General features: G+C 65.7%; 29 protein-coding genes and 1 tRNA gene. 17 read left to right on the plus strand and 13 right to left on the minus strand.

Annotation, left to right across the window (positions count from 1 at the left end; all coding sequences use genetic code 11):
- Positions 1 to 27: 27 nt before the first annotated feature.
- The 3 genes from AC1DN9_RS25985 to AC1DN9_RS25995 all read right to left on the minus strand — a co-directional run bounded on the left by AC1DN9_RS25985 (position 28) and on the right by AC1DN9_RS25995 (position 2,943).
- Positions 28 to 915 carry a LysR family transcriptional regulator gene (locus AC1DN9_RS25985; protein WP_478104785.1) on the minus strand — a complete coding sequence of 296 codons (888 nt, stop codon included), beginning with the start codon at positions 913 to 915 and terminating at the stop codon, positions 28 to 30.
- A gap of 10 nt (positions 916 to 925) precedes the next feature.
- Entirely contained in the window at positions 926 to 1,828 is a 903-nt protein-coding gene (locus tag AC1DN9_RS25990) for a LysR family transcriptional regulator (protein WP_478104787.1), read from the minus strand.
- A gap of 209 nt (positions 1,829 to 2,037) precedes the next feature.
- Positions 2,038 to 2,943, minus strand: a complete 906-nt coding sequence (locus tag AC1DN9_RS25995) for an SDR family NAD(P)-dependent oxidoreductase (RefSeq protein ID WP_478104788.1) — start codon at positions 2,941 to 2,943, stop codon at positions 2,038 to 2,040.
- 168 nt (positions 2,944 to 3,111) lie between these two features.
- On the opposite strand from AC1DN9_RS25995, the gene AC1DN9_RS26000 reads away from it, so the two are divergent.
- Positions 3,112 to 3,339, plus strand: a complete 228-nt coding sequence (locus tag AC1DN9_RS26000) for a hypothetical protein (protein WP_478104789.1) — start codon at positions 3,112 to 3,114, stop codon at positions 3,337 to 3,339.
- Positions 3,340 to 3,359: 20 nt separating this feature from the next.
- Entirely contained in the window at positions 3,360 to 3,875 is a 516-nt protein-coding gene (locus AC1DN9_RS26005; RefSeq protein ID WP_478104791.1) for a DUF1697 domain-containing protein, read from the plus strand.
- 15 nt (positions 3,876 to 3,890) lie between these two features.
- On the opposite strand, the gene AC1DN9_RS26010 is transcribed toward AC1DN9_RS26005, so the two are convergent.
- From AC1DN9_RS26010 to AC1DN9_RS26025, 4 genes are all read right to left on the minus strand, one after another.
- A complete protein-coding gene (locus AC1DN9_RS26010; protein ID WP_478104792.1) occupies positions 3,891 to 4,367 on the minus strand; it encodes a GAF domain-containing protein in 477 nt (158 codons plus the stop codon).
- Positions 4,368 to 4,451: 84 nt separating this feature from the next.
- Complete coding sequence (locus AC1DN9_RS26015) at positions 4,452 to 5,957, minus strand: class I adenylate-forming enzyme family protein (RefSeq protein ID WP_478104793.1); 1,506 nt, start codon at positions 5,955 to 5,957, stop codon at positions 4,452 to 4,454.
- Between the two features lie 13 nt (positions 5,958 to 5,970).
- Positions 5,971 to 7,605: an acyl-CoA dehydrogenase family protein gene (locus AC1DN9_RS26020; RefSeq protein ID WP_478104795.1), complete on the minus strand. Its 1,635-nt coding sequence runs from the start codon at positions 7,603 to 7,605 to the stop codon at positions 5,971 to 5,973.
- A gap of 41 nt (positions 7,606 to 7,646) precedes the next feature.
- Positions 7,647 to 8,483: a thioesterase family protein gene (locus tag AC1DN9_RS26025; RefSeq protein WP_478104796.1), complete on the minus strand. Its 837-nt coding sequence runs from the start codon at positions 8,481 to 8,483 to the stop codon at positions 7,647 to 7,649.
- Between the two features lie 116 nt (positions 8,484 to 8,599).
- On the opposite strand from AC1DN9_RS26025, the gene AC1DN9_RS26030 reads away from it, so the two are divergent.
- Positions 8,600 to 9,271 (plus strand): TetR/AcrR family transcriptional regulator, encoded by a 672-nt coding sequence (locus AC1DN9_RS26030; protein WP_478104797.1) that lies wholly within the window; start codon positions 8,600 to 8,602, stop codon positions 9,269 to 9,271.
- The gene (locus AC1DN9_RS26035) at positions 9,268 to 10,731 is read left to right on the plus strand and encodes an alpha/beta hydrolase (RefSeq protein ID WP_478104799.1); all 1,464 of its coding nucleotides are present in this window, start codon (positions 9,268 to 9,270) and stop codon (positions 10,729 to 10,731) included. The genes AC1DN9_RS26030 and AC1DN9_RS26035 overlap by 4 nt, the downstream gene beginning before the upstream one ends.
- Before the next feature lie 24 nt (positions 10,732 to 10,755).
- Here the strand turns inward: AC1DN9_RS26035 and AC1DN9_RS26040 are convergent, their stop codons facing one another.
- From AC1DN9_RS26040 to AC1DN9_RS26050, 3 genes are all read right to left on the minus strand, one after another.
- Positions 10,756 to 13,008 carry a xanthine dehydrogenase family protein molybdopterin-binding subunit gene (locus tag AC1DN9_RS26040; RefSeq protein ID WP_478104800.1) on the minus strand — a complete coding sequence of 751 codons (2,253 nt, stop codon included), beginning with the start codon at positions 13,006 to 13,008 and terminating at the stop codon, positions 10,756 to 10,758.
- Between the two features lie 13 nt (positions 13,009 to 13,021).
- Positions 13,022 to 13,495, minus strand: coding sequence for a (2Fe-2S)-binding protein (locus tag AC1DN9_RS26045; RefSeq protein WP_478104801.1), 474 nt, complete (start codon positions 13,493 to 13,495; stop codon positions 13,022 to 13,024).
- A gap of 69 nt (positions 13,496 to 13,564) precedes the next feature.
- A complete protein-coding gene (locus AC1DN9_RS26050) occupies positions 13,565 to 14,137 on the minus strand; it encodes a TetR/AcrR family transcriptional regulator (RefSeq protein ID WP_478104803.1) in 573 nt (190 codons plus the stop codon).
- 152 nt (positions 14,138 to 14,289) lie between these two features.
- Between AC1DN9_RS26050 and AC1DN9_RS26055 the strand changes: the two genes are divergently transcribed.
- The 11 genes from AC1DN9_RS26055 to AC1DN9_RS26105 all read left to right on the plus strand — a co-directional run bounded on the left by AC1DN9_RS26055 (position 14,290) and on the right by AC1DN9_RS26105 (position 23,989).
- The gene (locus tag AC1DN9_RS26055; RefSeq protein WP_478104804.1) at positions 14,290 to 15,084 is read left to right on the plus strand and encodes a GntR family transcriptional regulator; all 795 of its coding nucleotides are present in this window, start codon (positions 14,290 to 14,292) and stop codon (positions 15,082 to 15,084) included.
- A gap of 85 nt (positions 15,085 to 15,169) precedes the next feature.
- Positions 15,170 to 16,345, plus strand: a complete 1,176-nt coding sequence (locus tag AC1DN9_RS26060) for an ABC transporter substrate-binding protein (protein ID WP_478104805.1) — start codon at positions 15,170 to 15,172, stop codon at positions 16,343 to 16,345.
- A 22-nt stretch (positions 16,346 to 16,367) separates the two neighbouring features.
- Positions 16,368 to 17,336 carry a ferritin-like domain-containing protein gene (locus AC1DN9_RS26065; protein WP_478104807.1) on the plus strand — a complete coding sequence of 323 codons (969 nt, stop codon included), beginning with the start codon at positions 16,368 to 16,370 and terminating at the stop codon, positions 17,334 to 17,336.
- Positions 17,337 to 17,395: 59 nt separating this feature from the next.
- Positions 17,396 to 18,331 (plus strand): hypothetical protein, encoded by a 936-nt coding sequence (locus AC1DN9_RS26070; RefSeq protein ID WP_478104808.1) that lies wholly within the window; start codon positions 17,396 to 17,398, stop codon positions 18,329 to 18,331.
- 14 nt (positions 18,332 to 18,345) lie between these two features.
- Positions 18,346 to 19,218, plus strand: a complete 873-nt coding sequence (locus AC1DN9_RS26075) for a branched-chain amino acid ABC transporter permease (RefSeq protein ID WP_478104809.1) — start codon at positions 18,346 to 18,348, stop codon at positions 19,216 to 19,218.
- Positions 19,215 to 20,249, plus strand: a complete 1,035-nt coding sequence (locus tag AC1DN9_RS26080; RefSeq protein WP_478104810.1) for a branched-chain amino acid ABC transporter permease — start codon at positions 19,215 to 19,217, stop codon at positions 20,247 to 20,249. Before AC1DN9_RS26075 ends, AC1DN9_RS26080 begins: the two co-directional genes overlap by 4 nt.
- Positions 20,236 to 21,036 carry an ABC transporter ATP-binding protein gene (locus tag AC1DN9_RS26085; protein ID WP_478104811.1) on the plus strand — a complete coding sequence of 267 codons (801 nt, stop codon included), beginning with the start codon at positions 20,236 to 20,238 and terminating at the stop codon, positions 21,034 to 21,036. The genes AC1DN9_RS26080 and AC1DN9_RS26085 overlap by 14 nt, the downstream gene beginning before the upstream one ends.
- Positions 21,023 to 21,742, plus strand: a complete 720-nt coding sequence (locus tag AC1DN9_RS26090; protein WP_478104813.1) for an ABC transporter ATP-binding protein — start codon at positions 21,023 to 21,025, stop codon at positions 21,740 to 21,742. Before AC1DN9_RS26085 ends, AC1DN9_RS26090 begins: the two co-directional genes overlap by 14 nt.
- Complete coding sequence (locus AC1DN9_RS26095; protein ID WP_478104814.1) at positions 21,732 to 22,601, plus strand: alpha/beta hydrolase; 870 nt, start codon at positions 21,732 to 21,734, stop codon at positions 22,599 to 22,601. The genes AC1DN9_RS26090 and AC1DN9_RS26095 overlap by 11 nt, the downstream gene beginning before the upstream one ends.
- A gap of 23 nt (positions 22,602 to 22,624) precedes the next feature.
- Positions 22,625 to 23,014 carry a RidA family protein gene (locus AC1DN9_RS26100; protein ID WP_478104815.1) on the plus strand — a complete coding sequence of 130 codons (390 nt, stop codon included), beginning with the start codon at positions 22,625 to 22,627 and terminating at the stop codon, positions 23,012 to 23,014.
- A gap of 39 nt (positions 23,015 to 23,053) precedes the next feature.
- A complete protein-coding gene (locus tag AC1DN9_RS26105) occupies positions 23,054 to 23,989 on the plus strand; it encodes an alpha/beta hydrolase (RefSeq protein WP_478104817.1) in 936 nt (311 codons plus the stop codon).
- Between the two features lie 32 nt (positions 23,990 to 24,021).
- On the opposite strand, the gene AC1DN9_RS26110 is transcribed toward AC1DN9_RS26105, so the two are convergent.
- On the minus strand, positions 24,022 to 24,393 hold the full coding sequence (locus tag AC1DN9_RS26110; RefSeq protein WP_478104818.1) for a DUF2493 domain-containing protein: 372 nt from the start codon (positions 24,391 to 24,393) through the stop codon (positions 24,022 to 24,024).
- 713 nt (positions 24,394 to 25,106) lie between these two features.
- Here AC1DN9_RS26110 and AC1DN9_RS26115 point away from each other — a divergent pair.
- The gene (locus tag AC1DN9_RS26115) at positions 25,107 to 25,364 is read left to right on the plus strand and encodes a hypothetical protein (protein WP_478104819.1); all 258 of its coding nucleotides are present in this window, start codon (positions 25,107 to 25,109) and stop codon (positions 25,362 to 25,364) included.
- Here the strand turns inward: AC1DN9_RS26115 and AC1DN9_RS26120 are convergent.
- The gene (locus AC1DN9_RS26120) at positions 25,353 to 25,502 is read right to left on the minus strand and encodes a hypothetical protein (protein WP_478104821.1); all 150 of its coding nucleotides are present in this window, start codon (positions 25,500 to 25,502) and stop codon (positions 25,353 to 25,355) included. The two genes, AC1DN9_RS26115 and AC1DN9_RS26120, sit on opposite strands and share 12 nt — an antisense overlap.
- Before the next feature lie 20 nt (positions 25,503 to 25,522).
- Between AC1DN9_RS26120 and AC1DN9_RS26125 the strand changes: the two genes are divergently transcribed.
- Positions 25,523 to 25,786: a hypothetical protein gene (locus tag AC1DN9_RS26125; RefSeq protein ID WP_478104822.1), complete on the plus strand. Its 264-nt coding sequence runs from the start codon at positions 25,523 to 25,525 to the stop codon at positions 25,784 to 25,786.
- A gap of 755 nt (positions 25,787 to 26,541) precedes the next feature.
- On the opposite strand, the gene AC1DN9_RS26130 is transcribed toward AC1DN9_RS26125, so the two are convergent.
- Positions 26,542 to 26,617, minus strand: a tRNA-Lys gene (locus AC1DN9_RS26130).
- Between the last annotated feature and the right edge of the window lie 56 nt (positions 26,618 to 26,673).

Below are 26,673 nucleotides of genomic sequence, written 5' to 3' on the forward strand. Positions count from 1 at the left end.
GCGCGAGGCTTCGCGTTTGGCGAAGGCTCAGGCGGGCTGGCGCAGGTGCTCCAGCACCGAGCGAGCGGCGGAGGTCAGATCCTGCTCGCGCCGCACGCAGAGAAGATGCTGGCGCCGGGCCCAGGGCGCATCGAGCCTCAGGCAGCGCAGACGAAGGATCTGCAACTGAGGAAGGATCGCCGCATAGGGCAGCACGCCGATGCCGATGCCCTGTTCGACCATGCGGCACACCATGTCGAAGCTGCCGACCTGCATGCGGACCTTGAGCGGCGCCTGCGCTTCGAGCGCGGCGCTCAGCAGCAAGCGGTGCAGGGCCGTGCCTTCGCGGACCACGATATGGTCGTGCCGCAGTACTTCGTCCACGCCGATGCGCTTGCGCCGGGCCAGCGGATGGTCGCGCGCCACGATCACGGCAAGCTCGTCGCTGCGGTAGGGAAGGCACTCGAGTTCGCCGCGCGCCGTATGGCCCTCGATCACGCCGATGTCGGCCAGGCCGGCGCCCACCGCCTTGACCACCTCGGTGCTTGCGCGCTCTTGAAGATCGATCTTGAGCGCTGGGTGGTGCCGCAGGAAGGAACCGATCTGCGTCGGCAGGAACTGGGCAATGGCCGACGCGTTGGCCGTGATGCTGACCACGCCGGCTACGCCGTTCTGGAAATCGTCGAGCTCGGCGCCCAGCCGGTCCATCGCCGACAGCACGGCGCGGGCATGCAGCAGCAGGCCGTGGCCGGCCGAGGTGAGCGTGACGCCGCGCGCATGGCGGACCAGCAGCGGCAGCCGTGCCCGCGCCTCGAGGTCGGAGATGCGCTTGCTGGCGGCCGCCAGAGCGATGTGGCAGCGCTTGGCGCCTTCGCTGATGCTGCCGTGGTCCGCGACGGCTGTGAACAGGCGCAACGACTTCGGATCGATCGACATCAGGGATGCACTACGGCTTCTCGGCTGGCTGTGCCAGATAGTCGAACAGCTCGCGCGCCGAAGCCGGCAACAGCTCGCGATTGCGCGCGACGATCTTCAATTCGCGCTCTGCCCAGGCATCGGCAAGCGGCACCGTCACGATCCGCATCGAGCGGGCATGGCGCCGGGCGGACGAAGCCGGCAACACACCGACGCCGACACCTGCCTCGATCATCAGGCAGATGGCCTCGAAGCTGCCCACCTGGATGCGCGGGCTGTAGCCCCGTCCCGCAAGCTCGGCCTTGAGCAGCAGGAAGCGATGGATCGCGCTGCCGTGGTGCAGGCCCACGTGCTGTTCTTCGAGCGTGTCGCCGAAGGACACCCCACTCGCTCCTGCAAGCCGATGCGTGGCCGGCACGACGAGAACGAGCTGGTTGCGCCCGAAAGGCCGCGCATCGAAGTCGCCCGTGTGAACGTCGCCGGCGAGGATGCCGATGTCCGCGGTGCCATCGGCCACCGAGCGCACGATTTCCTCGCTGAGGTATTCGCGCAGGTCCACCTGCACGGCCGGATGCCGCGTGAGAAAGCCGGCCAGCTTTTCCGGAAGGTATTCGGTGATCGAGGTGGTGTTGGCGAAGACGCGCACATGGCCCTTGATGCCCTTGCCGAAGTCCTGCATGTCGATGCGCAAGTGCTCCATCTGCTGCATCACGCGCTTGGCGTGGTAGAGCAGGGCCTCGCCCGCAGCCGTCAGGCTCACCCCCTGCGCATTGCGATGCAACAGCTTGCCGCCCACGGCCTCTTCCATCTGCTTGATGCGCGTGGATGCCGCCGCGAGCGAGATGCAGGCCTTGTCCGCACCGCGCGTCAAGCTCCTCGCATCCGCCACGTAGACGAACAGTTTCAGGTCGAAGAGGTCGAAATGCAGGTTCAAGGGAAGAGGGCGCGGGCACACCGCGCGGCTGGATCAGGAAAACGCGATTGTCCCGCGAAAGCACTCAGACTCGCCTTGGGACTGGCCCGGGCCGCGAGCCCGTTCGGGAAACACCGCGGAACCGGCTTCGCCGGGCCGCTGGTGTTGCCCCCGGTAGGGGGTGGGCGCCCGGACACGAAGTGCCGGGCAACCTGGGGGCGAGCTTTGTTTCATACTGGGTCCCAGCTGAATACGTCCGCCGATCGATCCAAGGGATAAAAGCTCGCGCGCATCGCCGGCATCGCATGATCGGCAATGGTCTGCGGCGTCCAGCCTTCGGAGCGGTGGATGGAGCGCACCGGGCGCGGCTGGCTGATCAGCGAGATCTCGTTGTTGCGCACCGAGAAGATCTGGCCGTTGACTTCCTTCGCGGCATCGCTCGCGAGATAGACCGCGAGCGGCGCGATCTTGGACGGCGTCATCTGCTGGATCTTGGCGACACGTGCCTTCTGTTCTTCGGTGTCGGTCGGAATCGCTCCGATCATCCGGCTCCAGGCAAAGGGCGCGATGCAGTTGGAGCGCACGTTGAACTTGAGCATGTCGAGCGCGATCGATTTCGACAGCGCCACGATGCCGAGCTTGGCGGCCGAATAGTTGGCCTGGCCGAAGTTGCCGATCAGCCCCGAGGTCGACGTCATGTGCACCATCGCGCCCGAAGCCTGTTCCTTGAAGAACACGGCGGCGGCGCGGCTCACGAAGTAGGTGCCGTAGAGATGGACCTTGATGACCGAGTCCCACTCGTCGACCGACATCTTGTGAAAGAAGCGGTCGCGCAGGATGCCGGCGTTGTTCACGACGGCGTCGATGCGGCCGAAATTGTCGACCGCGCACTGCACGATCTTCGCCGCGCTCGCGGCGTCCGCCACGCTGTCGGTGCTGGGAACGGCTTCGCCGCCCAGCGCGTGGATCTCGTCGACCACCTGCTGCGCCGGCCCGGCGTTGCGGCCTTCGCCGTCGACCGCGGCGCCGATGTCGTTGACCACCACCCTCGCACCGTGGCTGGCCATGGCGAGCGCGATGTCCCGACCGATGCCGCCGCCTGCGCCCGTGACGAGCACGACTTTTCCTTCAACCATGAGACATCTCCGGAATTCTTGCGGAATAGCCGGCAAAGGATGCCACGGGAGGCGCCATCCGCGGTTCGTCTTTCCGAAAACTGGCGCTTCGGCAGCCCGGCGGTGGCCAGGCAGTGCGATTACAGTTGCGCCACTTCCGAAATTTCAATCCGCAGCAATGCGTTCCCCATGCGCCGATTCGCCACCCTTTCCGTCTTCGTCCTTGCGACCCTCGTCATGGGGTGTGCGTCGTCCCGGCAAGCGCCCCGCGTGACTTTTCTCGGCGACGGCGTGCTCAAGTCGCCCACCGCCGCTGAAGCCGAAGCCTATTGCCGCAATTTCGGCGCACCGATGCGCTTCCTCAACACCAAGGGGCCGGGTACGCCGGAGGGGGAAGTCACCTATCGTTGCGACTGACGGCGACCCGCTCTCGCACCATGCCTCGCTACGTCGCATTTCTTCGTGGCGTGAGCCCGATGAACGCCAGGATGCCGGAACTGAAGCGCTGCTTCGAGAGCGCGGGTTTCACCGACGTGAAGACGGTGTTGTCGAGCGGCAACGTCGTTTTCAACGCGCGGACTTCGGCGGACGCAGCGCTCGAACGCAAGGCCGAGGCGGCCATGGCGAAGCACCTGGACCGCACATTCCGCACCATCGTGCGGCCGGTCGATGCGTTGCTTGCCCTTCTTGACGCCGATCCCTACGCTGCCTTCAGCCTGCCGGCGAACGCCAAGCGGGTCGTGACCTTCCTGCGCAACCGTCAGGAAGCGAAGCTTTCGCTCCCGATCGAGTTCGATGCTGCGCGCATCCTGGCGATGAATGGAGGCGAAGTCTTTTCGGCCTACGTTCCAGGACCTCGCGGCCCGGTGTTCATGGCGTTGATCGAGAAGACCTTCGGCGACGGCGTGACCACCCGCACCTGGGACACGGTCAGGAAATGCGCCGCCGCCTGAACGGACGGTTGGCCCTCAGGTCTCGGTGACCGGCTTGTCCAAGTGACTTCCCAGGATGCGGGCCGCGCGTTCGAGCAGGTCGAACTCCTCGTCCGACATCGGCTGTCTCACCATGTCGAAGTGACTCAGCGTTCCCCATAGCTCGCCGAATTCGTTCGAGAGTGGAACGCTGTGATAGGACACGACCACGCCGCTATATGGGTGGCCCTGCAGTCTCTGGTCGCGCCCGGAGTCGTCCGTACGAAACGATTGATCCTTTCGCACGAACTGGCAGAAGCTGTGTTCGAAGGGCACGGCAAGCAGAAACTGCGGACGTAGCTCATCGCGCTTGTCGTGCAACAACACATTGCGCAGCAGGTTGTCGTCGAACCTGTAGACGGCGGTGTACCGATGAGGCACACCCCTGTTCAGGTACGCCAACGCGGCAGCAGGCCCTTCGCTGAGAAGCACCGCTGAAAACGCATCGATGTTTCGTGGTGGCGGGGTCGTCATCCTTGCTCACCTGGGAGGGCTCGGACGACTATAGAGCAATCGCACGGTGCGCAAAGAACGCTCGCGTTCGTTTTTGTTTCAGGCCTACGGCCGTAGCAGGTGCTTCAACAGCTTCCCGGTTGCCGTCCGTGGCACGGTGTCGCGGAACTCATAGGCGCGCGGGATCTTGTAGCGCGCCAGGCGCGGGGCGAGGAATTCCCGCAGGGCTGCTTCATCGAGCGTGCGGCCGGAGCGCGCGACCAGCACCGCCGTCACCGTCTCACCCCACTCCGGGTGCGGCCGACCGATGACGGCGACATCCTGCACGTCGGGATGGGTCGCGAGCGCGTCCTCGACTTCCTTCGAATACACGTTCTCGCCGCCGGTGATGATCATGTCGCGCAGCCGGTCGACGATGAAGAGAAAGCCGTCCTCGTCGACGCGCGCCAGGTCGCCCGTGCGATACCAGCCCTGCGGATCGAAGGCGGCGGCGGTGGCCTCGGGGTTGTCGAGGTAGCCCTTCATGACGGCTGGCGAGCGCAGGTGGATCTCGCCGACCTCCCCGGCCGTGCAGCACTGGCCGTCGGCCCGGCGCACTTCGATCGCCACGCCCGGAACGCCCGAGCGGCCGATGGAGCCGGCCTTGGCGATGGCTTCCTCCGGGTACAAGACGGTTCCCAGCGGGCCGGACTCCGTCATGCCGTAGACCTGCACGAAGCGGTCGCTGCGGTAGCTCGCGGCGAGCTTGCGCGCCATGTCCGCACCCAGCGGCCCACCGCCATAGGCCCACATGCGCATCGCGCCGAAGTCGTACGAGCCCACGTCCGGCACCACAGACAGCGGCGCCAGGAACGCGATGGGCGCACCGAAGGTGAAGCTGATGCGTTCCTGCGCCAGCGCGTCGAGGAAAGCCTTTGGCGCGTATTCGCGCAGCAACACGGCGGTGCCACCCATCAGCAGCGTGCCGAGCAGCCAGTTGTTGAGCGGCGACGAATGCCACACGGGCATCGCGATCAGTGTGCGTTCATGGCGTGAGAGGCCCGTGCTCGCGGCGGCGCAGATCGCGGCCAGGAACACGTTGCCGTGCGTGTGCAGGCAGCCCTTGGGCTTGCCGGTGGTGCCCGAGGTGTAGAGGATCTCGGCCAGCGCTTCGGCGGCGGGCGGAGCACCTGCCGCGCAAGGTTCGGCCCGCTCCAGCAGTTCTTCGAACAGCGGCATGTCGGCGGCGACGCTGTCCGTCGTGATCCAGGTCACCGCGTGCTCGATGCGCTGTGCTACCGTCGCGAGCGCGCCGTCCACCACGCAAAGACGACTGCCGGAATGCGCCAGCATGTAGTCGATCTCCGGCGCCTGGAGCTTGTGGTTGATCGGCACCACGACCGCACCGAGTCGCCATGCGCCGAACAGCGCGATGACGAAGCCCGGCGTGTTGAAGCACAGCAGCGCGACCTTGTCTCCCGGGCCCACGCCGTTGTTGCGCAGCACGGTGGCTGCGCGGCGCGTCAGGTCGGCGAACTCGGCATAGCTGATCGAACGGCCGGCGGCACGCAGGCATTCCTTGTCGGCCTGCACGCGCGCGTGTTGGTCGATCACCGAAACAAAATCTGTCATCGATGCCTCCGTCTCACTGCCAGGCTGCGCGAAGCAGCGCAGCCGGGTCGCTGGTGCCGGCGCTGATGCCGGTCACCGGGCCCCAATCCGGATCGAAGCGGCTGTCGATGAAGGCGGCCGAGGCCTCGGGACTCGCGTGCTGAAGCATCAGGCAAGCCTGCGCCGTGAGCACGAGACGCTGGGTGAAACGGCGAGCCTGGCGTTCGAGTTCGACCGGTGACAGCTGGATGGCGTCGCGCAATGTCTGCACCTGGGTCCGCACGCGGGCGTCTTGAGACGCCACGTCCTGCAGATGGTCGAGCACGAGGTGGGCATCGTCCGGGTTGCGCGACACGGCGCGCAGGACGTCCAGGCTCATGACGTTGCCAGAGCCTTCCCAGATCGAGTTGACCGGCGCTTCGCGGAACAGGCGACCCATCGGGCCGTCCTCCACATAGCCGTTGCCGCCGAAGACTTCCATGGCCTCGCCAGTCAGCGACACCGCGCGCTTGCAGTTCCAGAACTTGGCGGCGGGCGTCATCAGCCGGCGCCATGCGACGTCCAGCGGATCGGTGGACCCGAAATGCGAGGCGAGGTCCATCGCGAGCAGCGTCGCGGCCTCGGATTCGAGGGCCATGTCGCCGAGCAGCTCGGTCATCACGGGTTGGTCGACCAGCGCCTTGCCGAAGGCGTGGCGGTTGCGCGTGTAGTGCAGCGCTTGCGCCAGCGCCTGGCGGATGAAGCCTGCGCTCGACAGCGCGCAGTCGAGCCGCGTGTAGGTCGCCATCTCGATGATGGTCGGGATGCCGCGGCCTTCCTCGCCCACGAGCACGCCCCAGGCTTCCTTGAACTCGACCTCGCTGCTGGCGTTGGAGCGGTTCCCCACCTTGTCCTTCAGGCGCTGGATGTGGATCGGGTTCTTGCTGCCGTCCGGTCGCCAGCGCGGCACGAAGAAGCACGATGAGCCGCGCTCGTCGGTCTTGGCGAGCACCAGGTGGCCGTCGCACATCGGCGCCGAGAAGAACCACTTGTGGCCGGTGATGAGGAACTCGCTGCCCCACGGGCCCTGGCCGGCAGGCACGGCGCGCGTGGTGTTGGTGCGCACGTCGCTGCCACCTTGCTTTTCGGTCATGCCCATGCCGACGGTGATGGAGCGCTTCTGTTCGAGCGGCAGGTCGCGCGCGTCGTGTTCCATCGATGCGAGCTTGCCGCCGACGGCACCGAAGAGTGCGCCGTTGTGGCGCAGCACGGGGATGCAGGCCTTGGTCATCGTCGTCGGGCAGGTCGAGCCCGATTCGATCTGGCTGTGCATGTAGAGCGAGGCACCGTAGGCGGTCCAGGCTGAGGGGCGCTCGTCGAAGAAGGGCAGGTTGGCGATGCCGTTGCGCCGGGCGATCGACATCATGGTGTGCCAGCCGGGATGGAACTTCACGAGATCGATGCGTTCGCCGGTGCGCGAGTGCGTGTGCAGTTCGGGCTCGTGGCGATTGGCGTCCTCAGCGGCGCGAAGCGTGGCTTCGGCGCCGTATTCCGCGCCTTGGCGCGCGAGTTCGTCGTCGCGCCAATCGGCACCGCCGCGCGTCACGGCGCGACACAGTGCCGGGTCGCTGGTGTAGACGTTGTAGTCCTTGAGTTCGGGAACCTGGTTGTCTGGATGGATGCCGATCATGATGTGTTTCGATGGGTCGATGGATGGAATTGGAGATGTGTCTATGCGCCGGCGCCGCGCTCGCGCAGCACCAGCGTCTGGATGGCGACGCCGATCGGTCCGCGCTCGTCGTAGAGGCGCGAAAGCGTCGTGCCCGCGCCGCTGCCGTCGGCCTGCGTCTCGGACGCGAGGCCGATCCATTCGCCCACAGGCGCACGGTGCAGGTGCATGCTGAGGTCGGCGTTGGAGAACAAGTAGCGCTGGGGCGGCAGGACCCAGCTCAGCCCGTTGCCGAAATCCGCCGCTGCCGCCGCGCGCATGGCCGGCGAGGTGGGGGCGCCTTGCAGCATCGGCACGATGAGCCGGAACCATGCGGCAGCCGGCCCCGGATTGGCAGGATCGCCATGCGCCACACGCGAATCCACGGCCTGGCGATGGAAGTACACGCCGTCCGGCAGGCCAGGGATGCGAACGCGATCCTTGCAGGCGTCCGGCAGCGGCGCCAGGTTCGGTGGCGACCAACCCGGCAAGCCGGCCGGCAAGGCCAATGCCTGGCCGCGAAGCATCAGCGCGTGCGCACGGGCGACGAGCGTGTCACCCGCCAGCAGGTCGACGCTCACCCGGGCGGTCGAGCGCGAGGTCTGTGCCGTGCTGCGGTGGGTCAGCGGCGCGATCGGCACCGGCCTGACGAGTTCGACGGTCAGCCGCGCCAGTTGCCAGCCGGGCTCGGTCATCGCGCTCTCCGCGATGTGCGCCAGCAGCGCGGACGGCGCGCCGCCGTGTTGCGCACGAGGATCCCAGGGGCCTCGCGAAAGGTCGCCGGGTTGCCAAATCTCACCATTGCGGGTGTACACCGCGAGCGCGGACTCGGTCTGGGTAGTAGGGATGCTGTCGGTCATGTTGTCTCCTGCGCAGCGGGGTGCGTTCCACGCCTTCGGGCGCACTGCAAAATGCGTCCGATGGCCATCGAAAATTCTAGGAAGAACATGCGCCGAGGGTGTTCGGGTTCCGCCGCATGAAAGCCAAGGCCGGCCGTTCTGCCGCCGTGCCCAGGAGAAAGCCGCGTCAATCGCGCGCGCGACACACCTCCCTGGCCCTGCAGGAAGCCTTTGTTCGGCTTTTGGTCGAGCGCGGCTACGCGGGTATCACGATCCGGGAGATCGTCGCGGTCGCCGGCACGGGGCTGGGCAGCTTCTACGAGTATTTCGCGAGCAAGGAAGATTTGGCGCGCGTGTGTCTGCATTTGCGCTCCAAGGCGTTGCTGATGGCGCTGCACGACGCTGTCGAGCGGCACACGGGCCGGCCGCTGCGCGAGATCGTCGATGCGCTGATCCAATCGCAGATCGAGGCGCACCGGGAGCATCCGCTCGAATGGGGTGCCCACTACCTGCTGGAGCGGCATCTTTCCGGGCCCGAGGCCTATCGCAAGATGTACGACCGTTTCGTCGATGAATGGCTCGGCGCGCTCGATGCCGCCGCCGACGTTCCGCCGACGCTCGCGAAGGAAGAGGCGGCGCGTGTCGGCTTCACCATCATGTACGGCCTCTTCGCCCACGCGCACATCGGCGCCCGCGGCAAGCCCGATCTGCAGGCGTTGTCGCTGCAGGCGCGATCGGCGATCAACGCCTATCTGGCATCCCTTTGCGCTGCTTCGCCAGCGACGAGACTCACGAGAGGACCGCAATGACGCCTCGATGGATCAGGATCCTCAAGCGGATCGGCCTCATCGCGGTCACTGTCGTGGTCGTGCTGGTCGGTGGGCGCATCTACAGCATCCAGAGCGGGCCAGCGCTCGAACCCTGGCACACACATGTGCCGCACGAACTCTCCCGCAATGAGCTTCGCAAGGCCGACTGGGCCGCCTACCTCGCTGCCGAGAACGCGGTCTTCGCGGAAGTGCGAACGGAGGTCATGGACAAGCTGCCTCCAGGCGACCAAGTGCCCGGCAACCGCTATTACGAGGCGAGCCCGCTCAATGCGGCGCATTTCGCGCGGGACTGGAATCGCTCTTTCGTGCTCGAGCCGAAGGGACCGCCTCTCGGCGCCGTCGTCTTGCTGCATGGACTGACGGATTCGCCGTACAGCCTGCGGCATATCGCCAACCTGTACCGCGACCGCGGCTTCGTCGCCGTCGCGATCCGCATGCCAGGTCACGGCACCGTGCCCGCAGGATTGACCAACGTCGATTGGGCGGACTGGTCGGAAGCGACGCGCCTCGCGGTCCGGGAGGCCCGCCGCCGTGTGCCGGCGCCACTGCCGCTGCACATCGTCGGCTATTCCAACGGCGGCGCGCTCGCGATGAAGTACGCGCTCGACGCGCTGGACGACGAAAGCCTCGCGCGGCCGGATCGGCTCATTCTCATCACGCCGATGATCGGCGTGACCGAACTCTCGCGCTTCGCAGGCGTGCTCGGGTGGCCCGCGATTTTCCCGGCCTTCGAGAAAGCGGCGTGGCTCGGCATCACGCCCGAGTTCAATCCCTTCAAGTACAACTCGTTCCCCGTGAACGGCGCGCGGCAATCGTCGCTGTTGACGCGGGACCTCCAGGCTCACATTGCGCGCGAGGAGAGTTCCGGGCGCCTCGCCAAGTTGCCGCCGATCCTCACCTTCCAATCGGTCGTCGACGCCACGGTCAGCACGCGCGCGATCGTGACCGCCCTGTACGCGCGTCTTCCGGCCAACGGCAGCGAACTGGTGCTCTTCGACATGAACCGCAGCGCCAAGTTTGGTCCGCTGCTGAACGATGCGAGCGATCCGGAGCCGGCCCGCTTGCTCCCGCCCGCGCCGAGGTCATTCAGGTCGACGTGGATCACCAATGACGACGTGGGCTCGTTGTCCGTGGTGGAGCGCAGCGTCGATGCCGGCGCCGTGGCGGAGAAGACCCGGCCATTGGGGCTCGCATTTCCGCGCCAGGTGTTCTCGCTGTCGCATGTGGCGCTGCCGTTTCCAGTGACTGATGCGCTGTACGGACTGCAGCCGGACGGGAGCGAGGATTTCGGCATCAACCTCGGCGCCCTGGCCGTGCGAGGAGAGAACCGCGCGATGGTCGTCAGCTCGGACTTCCTCACGAGGCTGCTGTCGAATCCGTTCTATCCCTACATGGCCGAGCGAATCGAGGAGGGCATCCCGCAACGCCCGCAACGGTAGGGATGCCGCATCCGCGCATTCAGGTCAGGCGAGCTTGAAAGGCAGCGCGCGCACGGGTTTGCCGGTGATCGAAGCCACGGCGTTCGCGAACGCCGGAGCAAGCGGCGGCAAGCCCGGCTCGCCCATCCCTGTGGGTGCATCGGCACTCGGCACCGTGTACACGGCAATCTGCGGCATGTCGGTGATGCGGGGCACGACGAAGTCGCCGAAATTGCTTTGCTGCACCACGCCGTCCTTGAGCGTGATCGCGGCGCCGGGCAGGCACATCGACAGGCCCATGACCGCGGCACCTTGCACCTGCGCTTCCAGGCTCTGCGGATTGACCACCAGATTGCAGTGCACGCCCGCCGTCACGTTGTGCAGCGTGGGCGTGCCGTCCTTGACCGAGGCCTCGACGACATACGCCACCACCGAGTTGAATGATTCGTGCACGGCCACGCCCCAGGCCCGGCCCGCTTCGAGCTTCTTCTTGCCGTAGCCGGATTTGTCCACCGCCAGTTGCAGCGCCGCCTTGTGCCGCGGGTGCTGGTCGCCGATGAGTTTCATGCGGTAGGCGACCGGGTCCTGGTGGGTGGTGCGGGCGATCTCGTCGACCAGTGTTTCCATGACGAATGCGGTGTGGGTCGAGCCCACGCTGCGCCACCAGAGCACCGGCACGTTGAGCTTCGGGTGATGCACCGTGAGGCGCATCGGGATGTCGTACGGCTCCTTCATGCCCTCGACGGCGGTGGCGTCGATGCCGTCCTTCACCATCATCGGCTCGAACATGCTGCCCATCAGCAGCGACTGGCCGACGATCGCGTGGTCCCAGCCGACGACCTTGCCCTGCGCGTCGAAGCCGATCTTTGCGGTGTGAAGATGCATCGGCCGGTAGTAGCCGCCCTTGATGTCGTCTTCGCGGCTCCACAGCGTGCGGATCGACGCGGTGATGCCCGCCGTCTGCGCGGCCTTGACGACGCTGCAGGCTTCGGCCACGAAGTCGCTGGTCAGCAGGCCGCGACGACCGAAGCCGCCGCCCGCCATCTGCACGTTGACCTTGACGTTCTGCGGCGGCACGCCGAGGACCTTGGCGGCCGCCATGCCGTCGATCCCCGGCATTTGCGTTCCGGTCCACACTTCGGCCTTGTCGCCCGCGAGGCTGACCGTGCAGTTGAGCGGCTCCATCGGCGCGTGCGCGAGGTAGGGGAACACGAACTCGGCGTTGATCTTGTGCGGCGCACTGGCGAGCTTCGACACGTCGGCGTCGTACTTGCGCGGTCCGGGCTTCGTCGCAAGGTCGCGGTATTGCGCGAGTTGCTTCTCGCTGTCGACCTTCTCGACGCTGCCGCTGTCCCATTCGAGCTTGAGCGCGTCGCGACCTTGCTTGGCGGCCCAGTAGCCGTCGGCGATCACTGCCACGCCTTCGCCGCCGCGATCGACGGGGACGCGCAGCACGGCCTTGACGCCCTTGATCGACTTTGCCGCGCTGTCATCCACGGACCTGAGCTTGGCAGCAAACACCGGCGGATGCGCCACGACGGCGGTGAGCATGCCGGGCAGGCGCATGTCGATGCCGTAGCTCTGGTGGCCGCTGGATTTGGCTTGCGCATCGAGCCGCCCGGTGGGTTTGCCGATGAGGCGGAAGTCCTTGGGGTCCTTCAGCTTGACCGTCTCCTGCACCGGCTGCTTCATTGCCGCGTCTGCAAGCTCGCCATAGCCGAGCTGCTTGCCGCCAGGGCCGATGACGACGCCATTGCGCGTTTGCAGCGTGGCCGCGTCAACCTTCCACTGTGCCGCCGCCGCGTTGACGAGCATGGCGCGCGTGCGTGCCCCGAGTTCGCGGTACTGCGTGTACGAATTCTTGATGGAGCCCGAGCCGCCCGTGATGTGCATGCCGAACGCTGGATCGACATACGCCGGATCGTTGCTTCCATGAACGCTCTTGACCTTGGACCAGTCGGCGTCGAGTTCCTCGGCCAGGATCATCGGCAGCGACGTCTGCACACCCTGTCCGAATTCGAGCCGGTTGATGGTGATGGTGGTCGTGCCGTCGCGGTCGATGCGCACGAAGGCCGACGGCTGCTGCAACGGCTTCAGGCCGGCCGGCTTGGCGCCTGCGGCGGTCGTGTCCTGCGCCAGCGCGCTCATCGGGAAGACGCCGAGGGCGAAGCCGCTCATGGCGGTGAGCTTCAGGAAGCTGCGCCGCGGGAGGCCTTGGGATTCGGGGGCACCGTCCTGGCGTGTCATCAGCGCCCGCAGGTTGGCGGGCAGTTCGAAGGTGGTCTGATCGAAGTTCATGATGTGATCTCCTTCAGGCCAGCGTCTTGGCGGCGTCGGCGATCGCGGCGCGAATGCGCGCGTAGGTGCCGCAGCGACAGATGTTGCCGGCCATGGCCGAATCGATATCGGCCTCGCTGGGTAGCTTGCCGGGCGGGACCGTCTTGAGGAAGGCGGTCGCCGACATGATCTGGCCGCTCTGACAGTAGCCGCATTGCGCCACGTCATGCTTGACCCAGGCCTCGTGAACGGCCTTGCCGACCTTGTCGCTGCCGTCGGTGACGCTTTCGATGGTGGAGATCTTCTGTCCCGCGGCCGCGGAGATCGGCGTCACGCATGAGCGGATCGCCTGGCCGTTGAGATGTACCGTGCAGGCGCCGCACAGCGCTGCGCCGCAGCCGAACTTGGTACCCGTCATGCCGAGCGTGTCACGCAGCGCCCAGAGGATGGGGGTGGAAGGGTCGGCGTCGACCTGTCGGTCCTGGCCGTTGATATGGAGCGTCGTCATCGCGGGGTCCTTTGGGCGAACATTAATTCGGCCAAACGATAGACCTGTCGCTTCTCGCGGTCAAGCGACTCAGGCCTTGATGCCGTCCCAGCAGAGTCCGAAAGCCATCGTCAGATTGGCATTGGTGTGGGCCAACGCGCCGGAGCGCAGCAGATTCGCGGTCTCGCGCACCGAGCCGCCGAAGCTGTTGATCAGCAGCACGGTCGGCACGTCCTTCAGGATCTGCTGGGCCTTGGCCTCTTCGATCAGGTCGACCCAATCCTTGATGAGCCGGGCCGACAGGTTGCGGCTTTCTTCGCTGAACCAGGGGGAGTTGTAGTACTGCTCCAGAAACACGACCTGCGCATAGTGCGTCAGGCGGTGTTCGAGCCAGTTCATCCACATGTGTCGAAAGCGACTGCGAAACGGCGCCTTCGGGTTGTCGCCATGCATGAGGCTGGCCGCGGTTGCAGTCTTGGCCTGCTCGTAGAGCGCGACCATCAACTCTTCCTTCGACTTGAAATAGACGTACAACGTGCCGGTGGCCAGGCCCGCTTCGCGGGCGATGGCGGCCATGGTCAGGCCGCTCAAGCCGGTTTGCCCGACGAGCGTGAACGTCGCCTGGGCGATGGCGCGGAGCTTTTCGTCGTCTTTGAGTTTCACGGCGTCGATCTTAGTTTTTTTGTTCTTGGGTGAACAAGAATTCATTCAAGAACGTCGAAGCCTAGGTGAAAGACCTGAGTTGCTGGGCTCAAGGTCGCTGCATATAGTCCGTATAACCGGACAACCTGACATCCAAGAGGTCGCCATCGTCCATGAGCATCTCCTCCACGATCAATCGTGATTCACCGCTGCCGCTTTACGCACAGGTGAAGCGCAGCTTGCAGACCAAGCTCATGTCCTGGCCGGCTGACGACGACCGCTTCTACACGGACCAGGAGCTGCAGCGCATCTTCGGCGTGAGTCGCGCCACCGTCCGCCAGGCGTTGACCGAACTCGAGGACGAAGGATTGGTGCGCCGGCGCCGCGGCTTCGGCACCTTCGTCAATCGAGACAAGATCGAGGAATCCTTTGCTGCGCGCAGCGACTTCTCCGGCCAATGGGCGCAGAGCGGCCGGCAGTTGCGCGTGGCGGACCTGAAAGTCGAACGCGTGAACTGTCCTGCACATTTCGCAAAGGGACTGGGTCTCCCGGCCCAAAGCGAGGTGCTGAGCATGGAGCGCATACGCCTCTCGGGTGAACTGCGCGTGGCCTGGGACTTGCGCTATGTGCCGCTCTCGATTGCCGGCGAGATTCCGCTCAAGGAATTCGAGAATGTCTCGCTGCTCGAGGTGCTGCGGCCCCATGTCGACATCGAGCGCGCCGACACGCAGATCGAAGCCGCGTTGGCCGGCGAGGACTACGCAGAGCGGCTGAACATCGACTCGGCCGAGCCCGTGCTCATCCGTGAGATGACCTACTTCGCCGCCGACGGTACAGCGGCCTTCACCGGCATCTCTGTCTACCGCGCCCATCAGGTCCGCTACAAGTTCAGCGGCCCGCTGGAGACCGACGGCGACATCGTTCGATCGCACGTCCGCGTCAAGATGGCGCCGTCTTCAGGGCCATGAAACGGCGCGTCACCACCAGATCCTTTCCTGCATCGGCCCGATCCCCGTGGCCCCCAATTCAACCCTTGTTCCGAGGAGTGTCGTGATGAAGCGTGATGTGTTCCCGAAAATGGCCTTGTCCATGTTGACGGCGGCGACTTTGTCGTTCTGCGCAGTGTCTCCCGCATTCGCGCAGGGCACCGTGAAGGTCGGTTCCATCCTGTCCGTCACGGGTCCCGCAGCCTTTCTCGGCGAGGACATGAAGGCCGGCATGGAACTCGCGGTCGACGAGATCAATGCGAAGGGCGGCGTGGCAGGCAAGAAGATCGAATGGGTCTTCTACGACGCGGAAAGCCAGACCCAGAAGGGCCTGACCGCGACGCGCCGCCTGCTCGACCAGGACAAGGTCGACATGATCGTGGGGGGCGGCAACATGAGCGGCATGGCGATCGCGATGCTCGGACTGACCGAGAAGGCCTCGGTCCCGTTCATCTCGACGGAAGGTGCCATGGACATCGTGACGCCGGTGGCCGAACGCCAGTGGACCTTCAAGAGCACGGCCGACGACGAGCAGGTGATGGAGCGCCTTGCCGACTACTACGCGAAGAAGGGCATCAAGAAGATCGCATTCCTCGGTGACTCCAGCGGCTTCGGCCAGGGCGCCGCAGTGCAGCTCAAGAAGGTCGCGCAGCGCCGCGGGCTGGACGTGATGTACGAGAGCTTCAATCCTTCCGACACCGACCTCACGCCGCAGCTTGGCAAGATCAAGGCCGCGGGCGTGCAGTCGGTCATCTGCTGGACCGTCACTCCTGCGGGCGTGGTGTTCCTGAAGCAGGCACAGCAGCTCGGCATGGAACAGATGAACCTGATCCACAGCTACGGCTTTGTCGACAAGCGGTACATGGACCTGGCAGGCGATGCGGCAAAGAACGTGCTGCTGGTCTCGGTCAAGTTCCCGGTCGGCGCGCAGTTGCCGGACGGCGATCCGCAGAAGGAACGCATCGCCGCACTGACCAAGGCCTTCGAGGCCAAGTACAAGCGCAAGCCGAACCAGTTCGCCGCGCAGACCTATGACGCGGTCTACCTCGCACGCACCGCCATCGATCGCGCCGGCAGCGCCGACCGCACCAAGGTTCGCGACGCGCTGGCAGGCATTGACAAATGGCCGGGCGTCGGCGGCGTCTTCAACTTCAGTCCGCAGCGCCACTCGGGGCTGTCGAAAGACGACCTCGTCTTGTTGAGCTATCGCGACGGTGCTTTCCAACTGGCCGACTACAAGTGATCCATCGCGAAGGAATGCAGCCATGACCAACGCCACACTGCAACCGTCCGCGGCTCCACGGGCCCTGTTCCCCGATGCCGCAACCATCATCGACGCGCCCGAGAACCGCTTCCCGCTGAAACTCGACGTCACGAACCGGCGCATCCGCGACCTGTTCCACACGGCGACGCGGATGCAATGGAATCCGGCAACGGACATCGACTGGGAACAGCTTCACCCCGAGCAGTACACCGAGGAACAGCGCCGCGCCGCGCGCATGTACTGGAGCCGCCGGGCCTGGGGCGAGTACGGCGCGATCTCGGAAAGTCCGGCGCTGCAGATCCGCTTCTGCCATGAGCACTGCCCGCCAGACATGGCGCTGTTCTTTTCGATCCGGTCGCAGGAGGAGTCGCGCCACGCGGAAGTCTGCTATCGCATGGCCGAGGCGCTCGGTGGCTACTACGACCAGCCGGCCGCGGTCGCATTCCAGGGCTCCGTGGCTTCACACGGCATTCGCAAGGTGGCGCTCGATCCGACGATCTCGCTCGAAGGGACGATCGCCGCGCTGGTCTGCGCGGCCGAGGAGATCGCCTTCGACGTGTTCCGCCATCTGACGGAGATCACGGTGAACCCCGTCGCGCGACAGGTGGTCAAGGCCATCCTGCGCGACGAGGTGCGCCACTGCGCCTTCGGCTGGGCCTTCCTCGACCAGCGTATGCCGCAGATGAGTGCGCAGGAAAAGGACGTGGTGCGCCAGGCGGTCATCAACATGATCGAGAAGGTGGAACTCAACGGCTATCACAGCTCCTGGCTGGCGCCTGACAACCCTTCGTCCAAGGCCGAGATGGAAACCGACGAGATCACCTACCAGGCCGGTCTTGGCGCAACGACCGAGGCGCTGGAAAAACCGGTGTTCCTCAAGTCGATCGCCGCGATGCGCGAACGCATGCGCGAGAACTGGGGCATCGAGATCCCGATGTTCCGTCATCCGAAGTTCGAGGCAGCGTTCTAGGTCCGGCCGTTTTCGCCGCCTTTCCGTCCCTCTCGTTGACCTTGCCAAGGAGCAGTTCCGTGCAGTATTCAGAATCCTCGCGCTTGTCGACCGGCCGCACGCCGATCCGCGTCGAGCGCCGTTTCCCGCTCGATCTGCGGCAGTCCGACCAAGCCATCCGCGCGCTCTACGAGGATGCGAAGAAGGCCCACTGGACGCCCGAGACCGATGTTCCATGGGATGCCTTCGATGTCCGTGCCCACGACCCGGCCGCGCTGGACGCCGCGCGCCGTGTGTGGAGTCGCCGCGCCTGGCTCGAATACACCGGCCTCGCGGAAACTCCGGCGCTGGTGATCCGCTTCTGCCTCGAGCTCGACCGCGAGGCCGACCCGAAATACTTCCTGACTGTGCGAAACACCGAGGAAGCGTGGAACGTCGAATCCTTTCATCGCTACGCCGAGAGCTGCGGCGGCTATCTGGACAGCCCTGCCGATGCGCAATGGCAGCCGCTCTTCAACCGTGCGCTGCATCGCGATGCGCTCGATGCGGACCGCTCGCTCGACGGTCATGTGCTGACGCATTGCACCTTCGGCGATGGACTCGAACATGCGCTCGCCGCCGCATGGCTCGCGCAGACCCGGGAGCCCGTCGCCAAGGCGCTGCTGGAGCGATGCGTCGCGGCGCGCGAGCGCCATGCACGCTTCGGCTGGCTCTACATCGAGCGGCGCGCGCCGCTGATGTCGGGCGAAGAGCGCGCAGCAGCCGTGCAGGCGCTGGTACGCCACTTGAACGAGGTCGAGTTGGCTGGCGCGCGCTGCGTCGGCCTCGCGACCACGATCGACGCGTCGGCCGACGTCGCCGATCTCGACCGCGTTGCCAGGGCCGGCCTCGGTGCCGTGGATCCCGAGGCTGAAATCGGGGTGTTCAAGGCCCACCTCGAAGCTTGCCGCAATCGCCTCGACGCGATCGGCATCGAGCTGCCGGCACTCCGGCATCCCCGGCTCGGCCGTCTCTGAGCATCGAGGTCCTGGTGGATCAACTGCCCAATCTTCTGCTGTCGGGAATTTCCACCGGCAGCGTCTATGCGCTCGTGGCGCTCGGCTTCAATGTCATCTTCAAGAGCACCGGCGCGATCAATTTCGCACAGGGTGAGTGGGTGATGATGGGCGGAATGGTCGCCGCGGCGGCCTTCGCAGCGCAGGTGCCGCTGGGCCTGGCGGTGCTGTGCGCTGTCGCCGCGGTCGTCGTCCTCGCGTTGCTGAGCGAGCGTTTCGTCGTGCGGCTTCTGCCGGCGAAAAGCCCGCTGACGGTGACGCTCGTGATGATCGCGGTGGCGATTTGCACCAAGAGCCTGGTGATGCTGGTGCTCGGCAAGAATCCGATGAGCCTGCCGGGCTTCTCGGGCGGCACGCCGATCGTGCTCGGCGCGCTGCGTATTCACCCGCAGACCTTCTGGATCGTGGCCACCTGCGCGCTGGTGATGGTGGGGGCGCACTGGTTCTTCGAGCACACAGTGCTCGGCCGCGCGATGCGCGCGGTCGCCGCGCAGCCGGAAGCCGCCGCGCTCTGCGGCATAGAGCCGCGCATGGCCATGGCGCTGTCCTTCGGGCTCGCGGCGGCCTTCGGCGCGATCGCGGGCATCGTCGTCACGCCGCTGACGCTGACTTCGTTCGACCACGGCACCGTTCTTGGCTTCAAGGGCTTCTCGGCCGCGATGCTCGGCGGTATCGGGAGTCTGCCGGGCGCGCTCGTGGGCGGGGTGCTGCTGGGCCTGCTCGAATCGCTTTCAGGCGGGCTCCTGTCTTCGCACTTCAAGGATGCGGTTGCCTTCGTCGCGCTGCTGGCGACACTGTTCCTTCGTCCGGCGGGCCTGCTCGGCCGCCATGCCGTTGAGCGCGTATGACGCATCACGCAACCCTTCCGCTCGCGTCGTCACCGCTGCACGAGCGCTCGCGGCGCATCCGACTCGTTGCCGTCGTGTGGATCCTGTTCGCCGCATGGCCTTTCGTCGCGGGCAATGACTATGTGCTGAGCCTCGGTGTGTTCTTCTTCGTCAACCTGCTGCTTCTCGGCGGGCTCAATCTCGTGATGGGGTACGGTGGCCAGATCTCGCTGTGCCAGGCGGGTTTCTTCGGCATGGGGGCCTACATGTCGGGCGTGTTGTCGGTGCGATGGGGCGTCCCGCCCGCTTTCGGCGCGCTCGCCGCGATGGCGGGGGCGGCGGTCTCGGCCTTCGTCATCGGCGTGCCTGCCTTGCGGCTGCGCGGCCACTACCTGAGCATGGCGACGCTGGGCTTCAATGCCATCCTGTCGGTCCTGTTCAACGAGCTGGTGTCCGTCACGGGCGGGCCCAACGGGTTGTCGGGCGTACCGCCGATCGCACTGTTCGGTTTTGCGTTCGACACGCCTGCACGCTTCTTCTGGCTGGCGTGGCTCGCAGGTCTCGTGCTGATGCTGCTGGTGGCCTCATTGCTCGCGAGCCGCGCGGGCCGCGCCTTGCGCGCGGTGTCCGGCAGCGAGGTGGCGGCCGACAGCATGGGTGTCGACACCTTCCGTGTGAAGCTTGCGTCCTTCATGGCTTCGGCCGTGGCGGCGGGACTCGCTGGTGCGCTCTACGTGCATTTCAACCAATACGCATCACCGGAGACCTTCAGCTTCTCGGCCTCGGTGCTGCTGGTGGTCATGGTGGCCATCGGCGGCTGGGGGCGCTACTGGGGTCCCCTGTTCGCGGCGGCGGTCTTCACCGCAGTGCCCGAGTTCTTGCGACGCATCCAGGATGCCGAACTGCTTGTCTTCGGGGCCTGCATGGTCGTGGTCATGCTTTTCCTGCCGGGGGGCATCGCGAGCCTCGCGGCGCGCCTCGGACGGCGCCGGAAGAAGAGCGCGGACCCTGCGGCCAACGAAGAGAAGGTGGTGCGCCATGGCATCGCATGAAGTGCGGCCGGCGCATGTGCCTGCGCTGGAAGTGCGATCCCTCAGCGTGACCTTCGGCGGGCTGCACGCGGTTGCTCAGTTGTCGTTCACGGTTGCTGCCGGCACCATCAAGGGAATCATCGGCCCCAACGGCGCGGGCAAGACCACCTTGTTCAACGCCATCGCCGGCGTCACGACGCCCACGCGCGGCAGCGTCATGCTGAACGGCGTTGACATCACCGCGCTGCGCCCGCACCAGCGCGCGGCGCTGGGCCTGTCGCGCACATTCCAGAACCTGCAGTTGTTCCCGATGATGAGCGTGCTCGAGAACGTCATGGTCGGAGCGCACCCGCGGCTGACCGGCGGCTGGTTGTCCGGTCTGTTCGGCGGCGGCCTTGCCGAAGAGCGTGCGGCCGAGGCCGAGGCGTGGCGTCTTCTGGCGTTGCTGGGGCTGGAGGCGCGCGCCGGCACGCCTGCGGCGGACCTCGGCTTCGCGGATGCCAAGCTGCTCGAGATCGCGCGCGCGATGGCCTCGAAGCCCCAGGTGCTGCTGCTCGACGAGCCGATCGCGGGGGTGCCGCTGGCGGAACAGAACCGGATCCTCGAAGTGATTCGCGCGGTCAACGCACAGGGCGTGACCGTGGTGCTGGTCGAGCACAACATGCGCGTCGTGATGAGCGCCTGTGACGAGATCCTGGTGGTCAATCATGGCCAAAGGCTGGCCGAAGACCGGCCCTCGGAGGTCGCGCGCAATCCCGAGGTGATCCGTGCCTATCTCGGCGGAGAGGTGGCCCATGCCGCTGCTTGAAATCAAGGGCCTGCGTGCGGGCTACGGCGCGTCGGACGTTCTGCACGACGTCTCCTTCGCGATGGAACGCGGTTCTTTTCACGCGCTGATCGGCGCCAACGGTGCGGGCAAGTCGACCACGATGAAGGCGCTGTCGGGGCTGCTGCGACCCGTGCGCGGCGCGATCAGCCTGGCCGGCGAAGAGATCACGCGGCTGCCGGCCGCACGCATCGTCTCCAAGGGCTTCGCGTTGGTGCCCGAGGGGAGGCGCGTGTTCGGTCCGCTGAGCGTGAAGGACAACCTCCAGATGGGCGCGTTCGGCGACCTGTTCCCGCGACGGAAAGGCGATCTCGACGCGCGGATGGCATTTGTGCTGTCGACCTTTCCGCGCCTGGAGGAACGGCTCCAGCAGCCGGCGGGCACCTTGTCGGGCGGCGAGCAGCAGATGCTTGCGATCGGACGGGCGCTCATGTCGGGCCCGCGTCTGCTGGCGCTCGACGAACCTTCGATGGGGCTCGCGCCTGTGATCGTGGAGCAGGTCTTCGCCGCGCTCAAGCAGTTGCAGCGCGGGGGGCTGACGATCCTGGTGTCAGAGCAGAACGCGAACATCACACTGGCGCACGCCGACGTTGGTCACGTGATGGAAAGCGGCGCCATCACGCTCTCCGGCGCGGCTTCGACCCTGCGCGATGACGACCGTGTGCGAGAGGCCTATCTTGGACTTTGAACCCGCAGAACTCGACCCGATGCCGCTGCCCGTCGATCCCGCCCTGGAGCGCGAATACGCCTTGCGCGCGCGGCACCCCGAGCGCAACGCAGTCTACGAGCGACAGGCCCGCGCCAGTGCCGAACTGCGCGCGGCCGTGCCGGGGCTCAGTACGCGGCGCTACGGCGCGTCAAAAGGATGCTTGCTCGATTTCCTGCCGGCCCCGCATCCCGTGGCCATGGCCGCGCCGCTGTTCGTCTTCATCCACGGCGGCTACTGGCGCGCGCTCGAACGCGGCATCTTCACATTTCTCGCGGCGCCCTGGCTCGAGCGCGGTGTGCATGCGGCCTTCATTGGCTACGACCTGGCGCCGAAGCTGCGCGTGTCGGCGATCGTCGCGGAGATCGACGAGGCGATGGCGTGGCTGCGCGCGCATGCTCAGCAGCTTGGTGTGGACAGCGCGCGCATGATCGTGGCGGGCCATTCGGCGGGCGCGCAGCTCGGCGCCTGCGTGCTCGATGGGCTGCACGACTGGCAGGCAGCCGCCTTTGTGGGTGTCAGCGGTGTCTACGACCTCGAACCCCTGCGCCACACGAGCATCAACGCAGATATTCGACTCGACGAGCAAGAAGCACGCGCGATCAGCCCCATGGCGCGGTGGCCAGAGCGCACAACGCGACATCTCGTCGTCGCGGGAGGCGCCGAGACCGAGGGCTTCCGGCTCCAGTCGATCAACTATGCCGAGCACCTGCGGCGTGCCGGCTGCAGGGCAGAGCTTCGCATCGTTTCGGGACGCACCCATTTCGACATCCTCGATGACCTCGGCGACGGGCGAAGCGCCTTGTTCCGAGATGCATTCGAGCTGCTGGATGCCCAGTGAATCCGAACCCACCCTTGACGCTCATGAAAAAGCACAACCCATCCACGATCGCCGCACCGGCCGGTGCCTACTCGAACGGTGTCTCGGCGCCCGGCGGCGGCCGCTGGCTGCATATCGCCGGGCAAGTTGCCATCACGGCCGACGGCACGGTTCCCGAGGGCCTGGAGGCGCAAGCGCATCTGGCCTGGCGCAATCTGGTCGCGGTGCTGGCCGACGCGGGCATGGGCGTTGCCGATCTCGTCAAGGTCAACCACTTTCTGGTGCGTTCCGCAGACATGGCCGCTTATGCGGCTGTGCGCGCCGGCTACCTTGGCGACGCGCGGCCGGCGTCGACGGTATTGATCGTGCAGGCGCTGGCCAATCCCAAGTGGTTGGTCGAGGTGGACGCCGTCGCGTGGAGTGCGCAAGGCTGAGGCATCGACATGCCTGTTCAGCCGCAACCGCATGCTGCGATGGCAGCGCTTCTTGCGCAGCTTGCGGCGGCGCGCGCCGGGAGCCCGAACCGCTATGAGCTGCCCTTTCCCGACGCGCGCAAGCAATTGCTGGCCGAGCGGGAGTTGTGGCTTGACGATGGTCCGTCCTGCCTGATCTCGTTGCGGCAGATCCGGACGGCGGGCCGTGCGGTCAATCTGGAAGTCGTGCGACCGCAGCGCTGCGAGAGTGATCGCGTGCTCGTTTATCTGCACGGCGGCGGGTGGTGCGTGGGCTCGCCGCGCACGCATGAAGCCATTGTCCGAAGGCTTGCGACGGCTTTGCGGTGCGAGGCATGGTCGATCGACTACGCGCTGGCGCCTGAGCATCCCTGGCCGGCGGGACTGCGGGACTGCATCGCCGCGATCGAGCAGGTTGCACTGGAACGTCCGGACGCACAATTCATCGTCGCCGGAGACTCGGCTGGCGCGAGCCTTGCACTCGAAGCGGCAATCCAGCTTCGCGACCGCCGTCGCGTCGAAGTTGGCCGGGAGAACGGCGCGTGGCCCGATGCGTTGCTCCTCTTCTATGGCGTCTATACCCGGTCGCTCGCAGGCGAGAGCATGGCTTCCTTCGGTGATGGGCGTCATGGCCTGTCGGTCGCTGCTCACGTGCGCTATCTCCGCGCCTACCTCGGCGGCAACGCAGATCCGGCGGTCCCGCACACCGGGTTTGCGCTGGATGGTGGCATCGATCTCGAACAACTTCCGCGTGTCTTCCTGCTGGCGGCCGAGATTGACATTCTTCGCGACCAGACGCGGGCCATGGCCGCTGCGCTGCGCGCTTCCGGCAATGACGTCGCGGAACGCGAAGCATCAGGGGTGATCCATGGCTTCCTGGCCTATGGAAAGGCGCTGCCCGACGACGTTGATGCAGCGATCCGCGCGGCCGCGGACTTCGCGCTTCGGGCTACTTGACGGTTGGAACGGGCGGCAATGCCGTTTGCGATTCAAGCCGGCCGTGACTCACCCTTCAACCTCCAGGTCTTCAACACCGGTACGAGCGCTGCCGACGCGATGGTGATCATATGCGCGGTCACGCGACCGCCTTTGAATGCGATGACGAGTTCCGGACGCCCCTCGCGCAGCATCTGAGCGTTTCTGATGAGCCCAGCACGACCCGGGTAGCGTTCCCAGTCTGCAGGGTAAGTGGCGACCTTGATCCCGCGTGTCCTGGCCCATCGACGCGCGAACTCGTCGGCACCCGAGCCTCCGCCCTCGATGAGGGTCGTGATGGGCTGACGCGCATGCATGCGGTCGAGCACATGGACGATGAAGGGCCAGTCGTCGAAGTTGCGACCGCCGCAGACGAGCACTCTCACGGATCAGCTCAACGGGTCCATGCAGTAGGCCACTTCTTCATCTGGGCGTCCTTCATGTCTGTGGGCTCGTGATGGGTGCATAGGGAAGTTTGAGCAGGAAAAGGCGATCGCGTGCACAGTGACCGGCACGTCCAGGACGCAATGTAGCCAGACTGAAGCATGGAGGGCGCGGCGTTTGCGGCGATTGGTGTGTGGTTTCGCACGGAATCAAGGCACTTCAAGAGCGACGTTAGTGGATGGCTGCCGCTCGAGTAGCGCACCATTGCAGGGCAATTTCTGTGTACGTATAGGTACAAAGTGTGCATGCTTGTCAGTGCACCGGCGCCCGATGCCGGGCGAGGAAACGCGCATGACAAGACCTCGCCGAAGCTCTGGCGATCGTCCGCCTAGCGCTGGACGACGTGGAGCGCGCGTTCTAGTTGAGCCCTGAAGACCTGCGCCCTCACGGCGCGAACGTGCGCCACCGCACAGACCCGCTCATTCAAGCGCGTATGTTTGGGGCTCGGGGCGGGATGCCTTGTCCCGAGGAAACGGAAATGCATCAGCAGGCTCTCAGTCGCGGCTGCCGGCTCGCTCTCGTGAAGTTGTGCAGCCCCGCCGGTCACGCAGGAATATCTGGGTCGAGGCGCTGGACATCATGCGCGCAAGGCGCCCCGACGCCGCTGGAGATGGCCTACCTGGCGCGTTGGGGTGTCAATTTGAAGGACGATTCCATGAGCAACACATTGACCCGGTGGCGAATCGCGGCAACCCGCATCGGCGGAAACGAAGGGCCGCCGATTGAAGACGAGGTGGAAAGCGACGAGAGGCCGTCGGATAGCGAGGCGGCGCGCGTGCTAGTGCAGAAATCGCAGATGCAGGGAGAACCGGTGCCGACCGGTGCGACCGACATCGACAGGCTGCGGGACTACGGCTTCAAGATCACGAGCATCGAACGCCTGGAAGACAGCACAGCGGCCTCAACGCTTTAGCGCTTGCTCCGCTCGATCAGCGCGGCACCGCTGAACTTCATCACGGTTCGGCACGCCGATGCGTTCGAGCATCTCGCGCGCCTGCTGCTCGGCAGATTTCTTTTTCGGCTTTGCCGGGCGCTGCTTGAGCGGAGGCATCCTTTTTCGGAGGCTTTGCGATGTCACTCGACGCTGCATTTCATCGGTTCGAATACGACGGTTGGCACGTAGTGATTGAGTTTGACGGGGCCGCCCTTGATGGGATTTCCTCGGGGCATGCGGATCTCCATCGCAGAGGGGAACCCAAGCGCCGGATCATCTTGGCCGGGAAACACAAGAACACTGGGAGCGCGCTCGCGTCGTTGTCAGAAAGGGCGCGCGCATTCGTCGACGAATGGGACATCCAACGCGGCGAGGGCGCCTCGCCCTTCATCGAGGGATAGGCCCCTGATCCAGGCAAGACTGGCCGGGATGATGCCCGCCTAGATCAACGGGTAAATTGCACGCAAAGGCCCGCGCAAGTTTTTCACTTCGCGAGCCGGCTGCTGGCAGCATGACGGCGAAGGATCAGCTTGGCAGCTTGTGTGTCCTTCGCCTGCCGGTTTGCCGCCACAACTTTTTTCGCAACGCGCCGCGGTTGTACGAGGCGCTTTTGGGCTGCGTCAGCGTCAGCAGGAGCGACCGGTGCCGCCCGCTTTACGGGCTTCCGAAGCATCTCTTTGAGAGAGGCGATAACCTTCGCATTTGCCTCTTCGTGGGTGGTAGTGGCAGCGTCGGGCACGGAGTACTCCCAGGGTCAAAGCGGCAGCTTGCAGTCGATGGCCCAGCCGCACGGTACGAAATTGCCGACGTCTCGCGACAGCTTTTAGCTCTTTCGAGCCGGCGAACGGGCAGGGAAGGGTGGCCGATGTGAAGTTCGGTGCCTCCGCACCTGATCGAGTTCTTGGTGCTGTGCGCATTGCTCCAGGAGCCGCGTGGTTCGTGCTCGCGCATGAGACGGATTGCAGCCGGAACCAAGCGCTGAGAATTCTTGCCCCACGTACTCGCACATCGCAGCAGGTACTCTTCGCCAGCGGCAATTTCCTCATCAGCAAGGGGCGCGAGTGACGAACCGGAGATCTCAACGAACTCCCATACGCTCAAACAAAAACGGCGCTATCGTTGCAATAGCGCCGTTTCTTTACCAGAGTGGGTTTGCTGGTGGGCCCTGAGTGACTCGAACACTCGACCTACGGATTAAGAGTCCGCTGCTCTACCAACTGAGCTAAGAGCCCCTGATCAACATTTCTGTCGTTTCAGGCAATCCCACGATTATAGCCACAACTTTTTG

It is taken from the genome of Variovorax sp. 05L425, assembly GCF_056397705.1.

What these genes read in the sequence shown, in the direction of transcription:
- AC1DN9_RS25985 (WP_478104785.1), bottom strand. Translation starts at nt 915, where the DNA reads ATGTCGATCGATCCGAAGTCGTTGCGCCTGTTCACAGCCGTCGCGGAC.
- AC1DN9_RS25995 (WP_478104788.1), bottom strand. Translation starts at nt 2,943, where the DNA reads ATGGTTGAAGGAAAAGTCGTGCTCGTCACGGGCGCAGGCGGCGGCATC.
- AC1DN9_RS26000 (WP_478104789.1), top strand. Translation starts at nt 3,112, where the DNA reads ATGCGCCGATTCGCCACCCTTTCCGTCTTCGTCCTTGCGACCCTCGTC.
- AC1DN9_RS26005 (WP_478104791.1), top strand. Translation starts at nt 3,360, where the DNA reads ATGCCTCGCTACGTCGCATTTCTTCGTGGCGTGAGCCCGATGAACGCC.
- AC1DN9_RS26010 (WP_478104792.1), bottom strand. Translation starts at nt 4,367, where the DNA reads ATGACGACCCCGCCACCACGAAACATCGATGCGTTTTCAGCGGTGCTT.
- AC1DN9_RS26015 (WP_478104793.1), bottom strand. Translation starts at nt 5,957, where the DNA reads ATGACAGATTTTGTTTCGGTGATCGACCAACACGCGCGCGTGCAGGCC.
- AC1DN9_RS26020 (WP_478104795.1), bottom strand. Translation starts at nt 7,605, where the DNA reads ATGATCGGCATCCATCCAGACAACCAGGTTCCCGAACTCAAGGACTAC.
- AC1DN9_RS26025 (WP_478104796.1), bottom strand. Translation starts at nt 8,483, where the DNA reads ATGACCGACAGCATCCCTACTACCCAGACCGAGTCCGCGCTCGCGGTG.
- AC1DN9_RS26030 (WP_478104797.1), top strand. Translation starts at nt 8,600, where the DNA reads ATGAAAGCCAAGGCCGGCCGTTCTGCCGCCGTGCCCAGGAGAAAGCCG.
- AC1DN9_RS26035 (WP_478104799.1), top strand. Translation starts at nt 9,268, where the DNA reads ATGACGCCTCGATGGATCAGGATCCTCAAGCGGATCGGCCTCATCGCG.
- AC1DN9_RS26040 (WP_478104800.1), bottom strand. Translation starts at nt 13,008, where the DNA reads ATGAACTTCGATCAGACCACCTTCGAACTGCCCGCCAACCTGCGGGCG.
- AC1DN9_RS26045 (WP_478104801.1), bottom strand. Translation starts at nt 13,495, where the DNA reads ATGACGACGCTCCATATCAACGGCCAGGACCGACAGGTCGACGCCGAC.
- AC1DN9_RS26055 (WP_478104804.1), top strand. Translation starts at nt 14,290, where the DNA reads ATGAGCATCTCCTCCACGATCAATCGTGATTCACCGCTGCCGCTTTAC.
- AC1DN9_RS26060 (WP_478104805.1), top strand. Translation starts at nt 15,170, where the DNA reads ATGAAGCGTGATGTGTTCCCGAAAATGGCCTTGTCCATGTTGACGGCG.
- AC1DN9_RS26065 (WP_478104807.1), top strand. Translation starts at nt 16,368, where the DNA reads ATGACCAACGCCACACTGCAACCGTCCGCGGCTCCACGGGCCCTGTTC.
- AC1DN9_RS26080 (WP_478104810.1), top strand. Translation starts at nt 19,215, where the DNA reads ATGACGCATCACGCAACCCTTCCGCTCGCGTCGTCACCGCTGCACGAG.
- AC1DN9_RS26085 (WP_478104811.1), top strand. Translation starts at nt 20,236, where the DNA reads ATGGCATCGCATGAAGTGCGGCCGGCGCATGTGCCTGCGCTGGAAGTG.
- AC1DN9_RS26090 (WP_478104813.1), top strand. Translation starts at nt 21,023, where the DNA reads ATGCCGCTGCTTGAAATCAAGGGCCTGCGTGCGGGCTACGGCGCGTCG.
- AC1DN9_RS26100 (WP_478104815.1), top strand. Translation starts at nt 22,625, where the DNA reads ATGAAAAAGCACAACCCATCCACGATCGCCGCACCGGCCGGTGCCTAC.
- AC1DN9_RS26105 (WP_478104817.1), top strand. Translation starts at nt 23,054, where the DNA reads ATGGCAGCGCTTCTTGCGCAGCTTGCGGCGGCGCGCGCCGGGAGCCCG.
- AC1DN9_RS26115 (WP_478104819.1), top strand. Translation starts at nt 25,107, where the DNA reads ATGAGCAACACATTGACCCGGTGGCGAATCGCGGCAACCCGCATCGGC.
- AC1DN9_RS26120 (WP_478104821.1), bottom strand. Translation starts at nt 25,502, where the DNA reads ATGCCTCCGCTCAAGCAGCGCCCGGCAAAGCCGAAAAAGAAATCTGCC.
- AC1DN9_RS26125 (WP_478104822.1), top strand. Translation starts at nt 25,523, where the DNA reads ATGTCACTCGACGCTGCATTTCATCGGTTCGAATACGACGGTTGGCAC.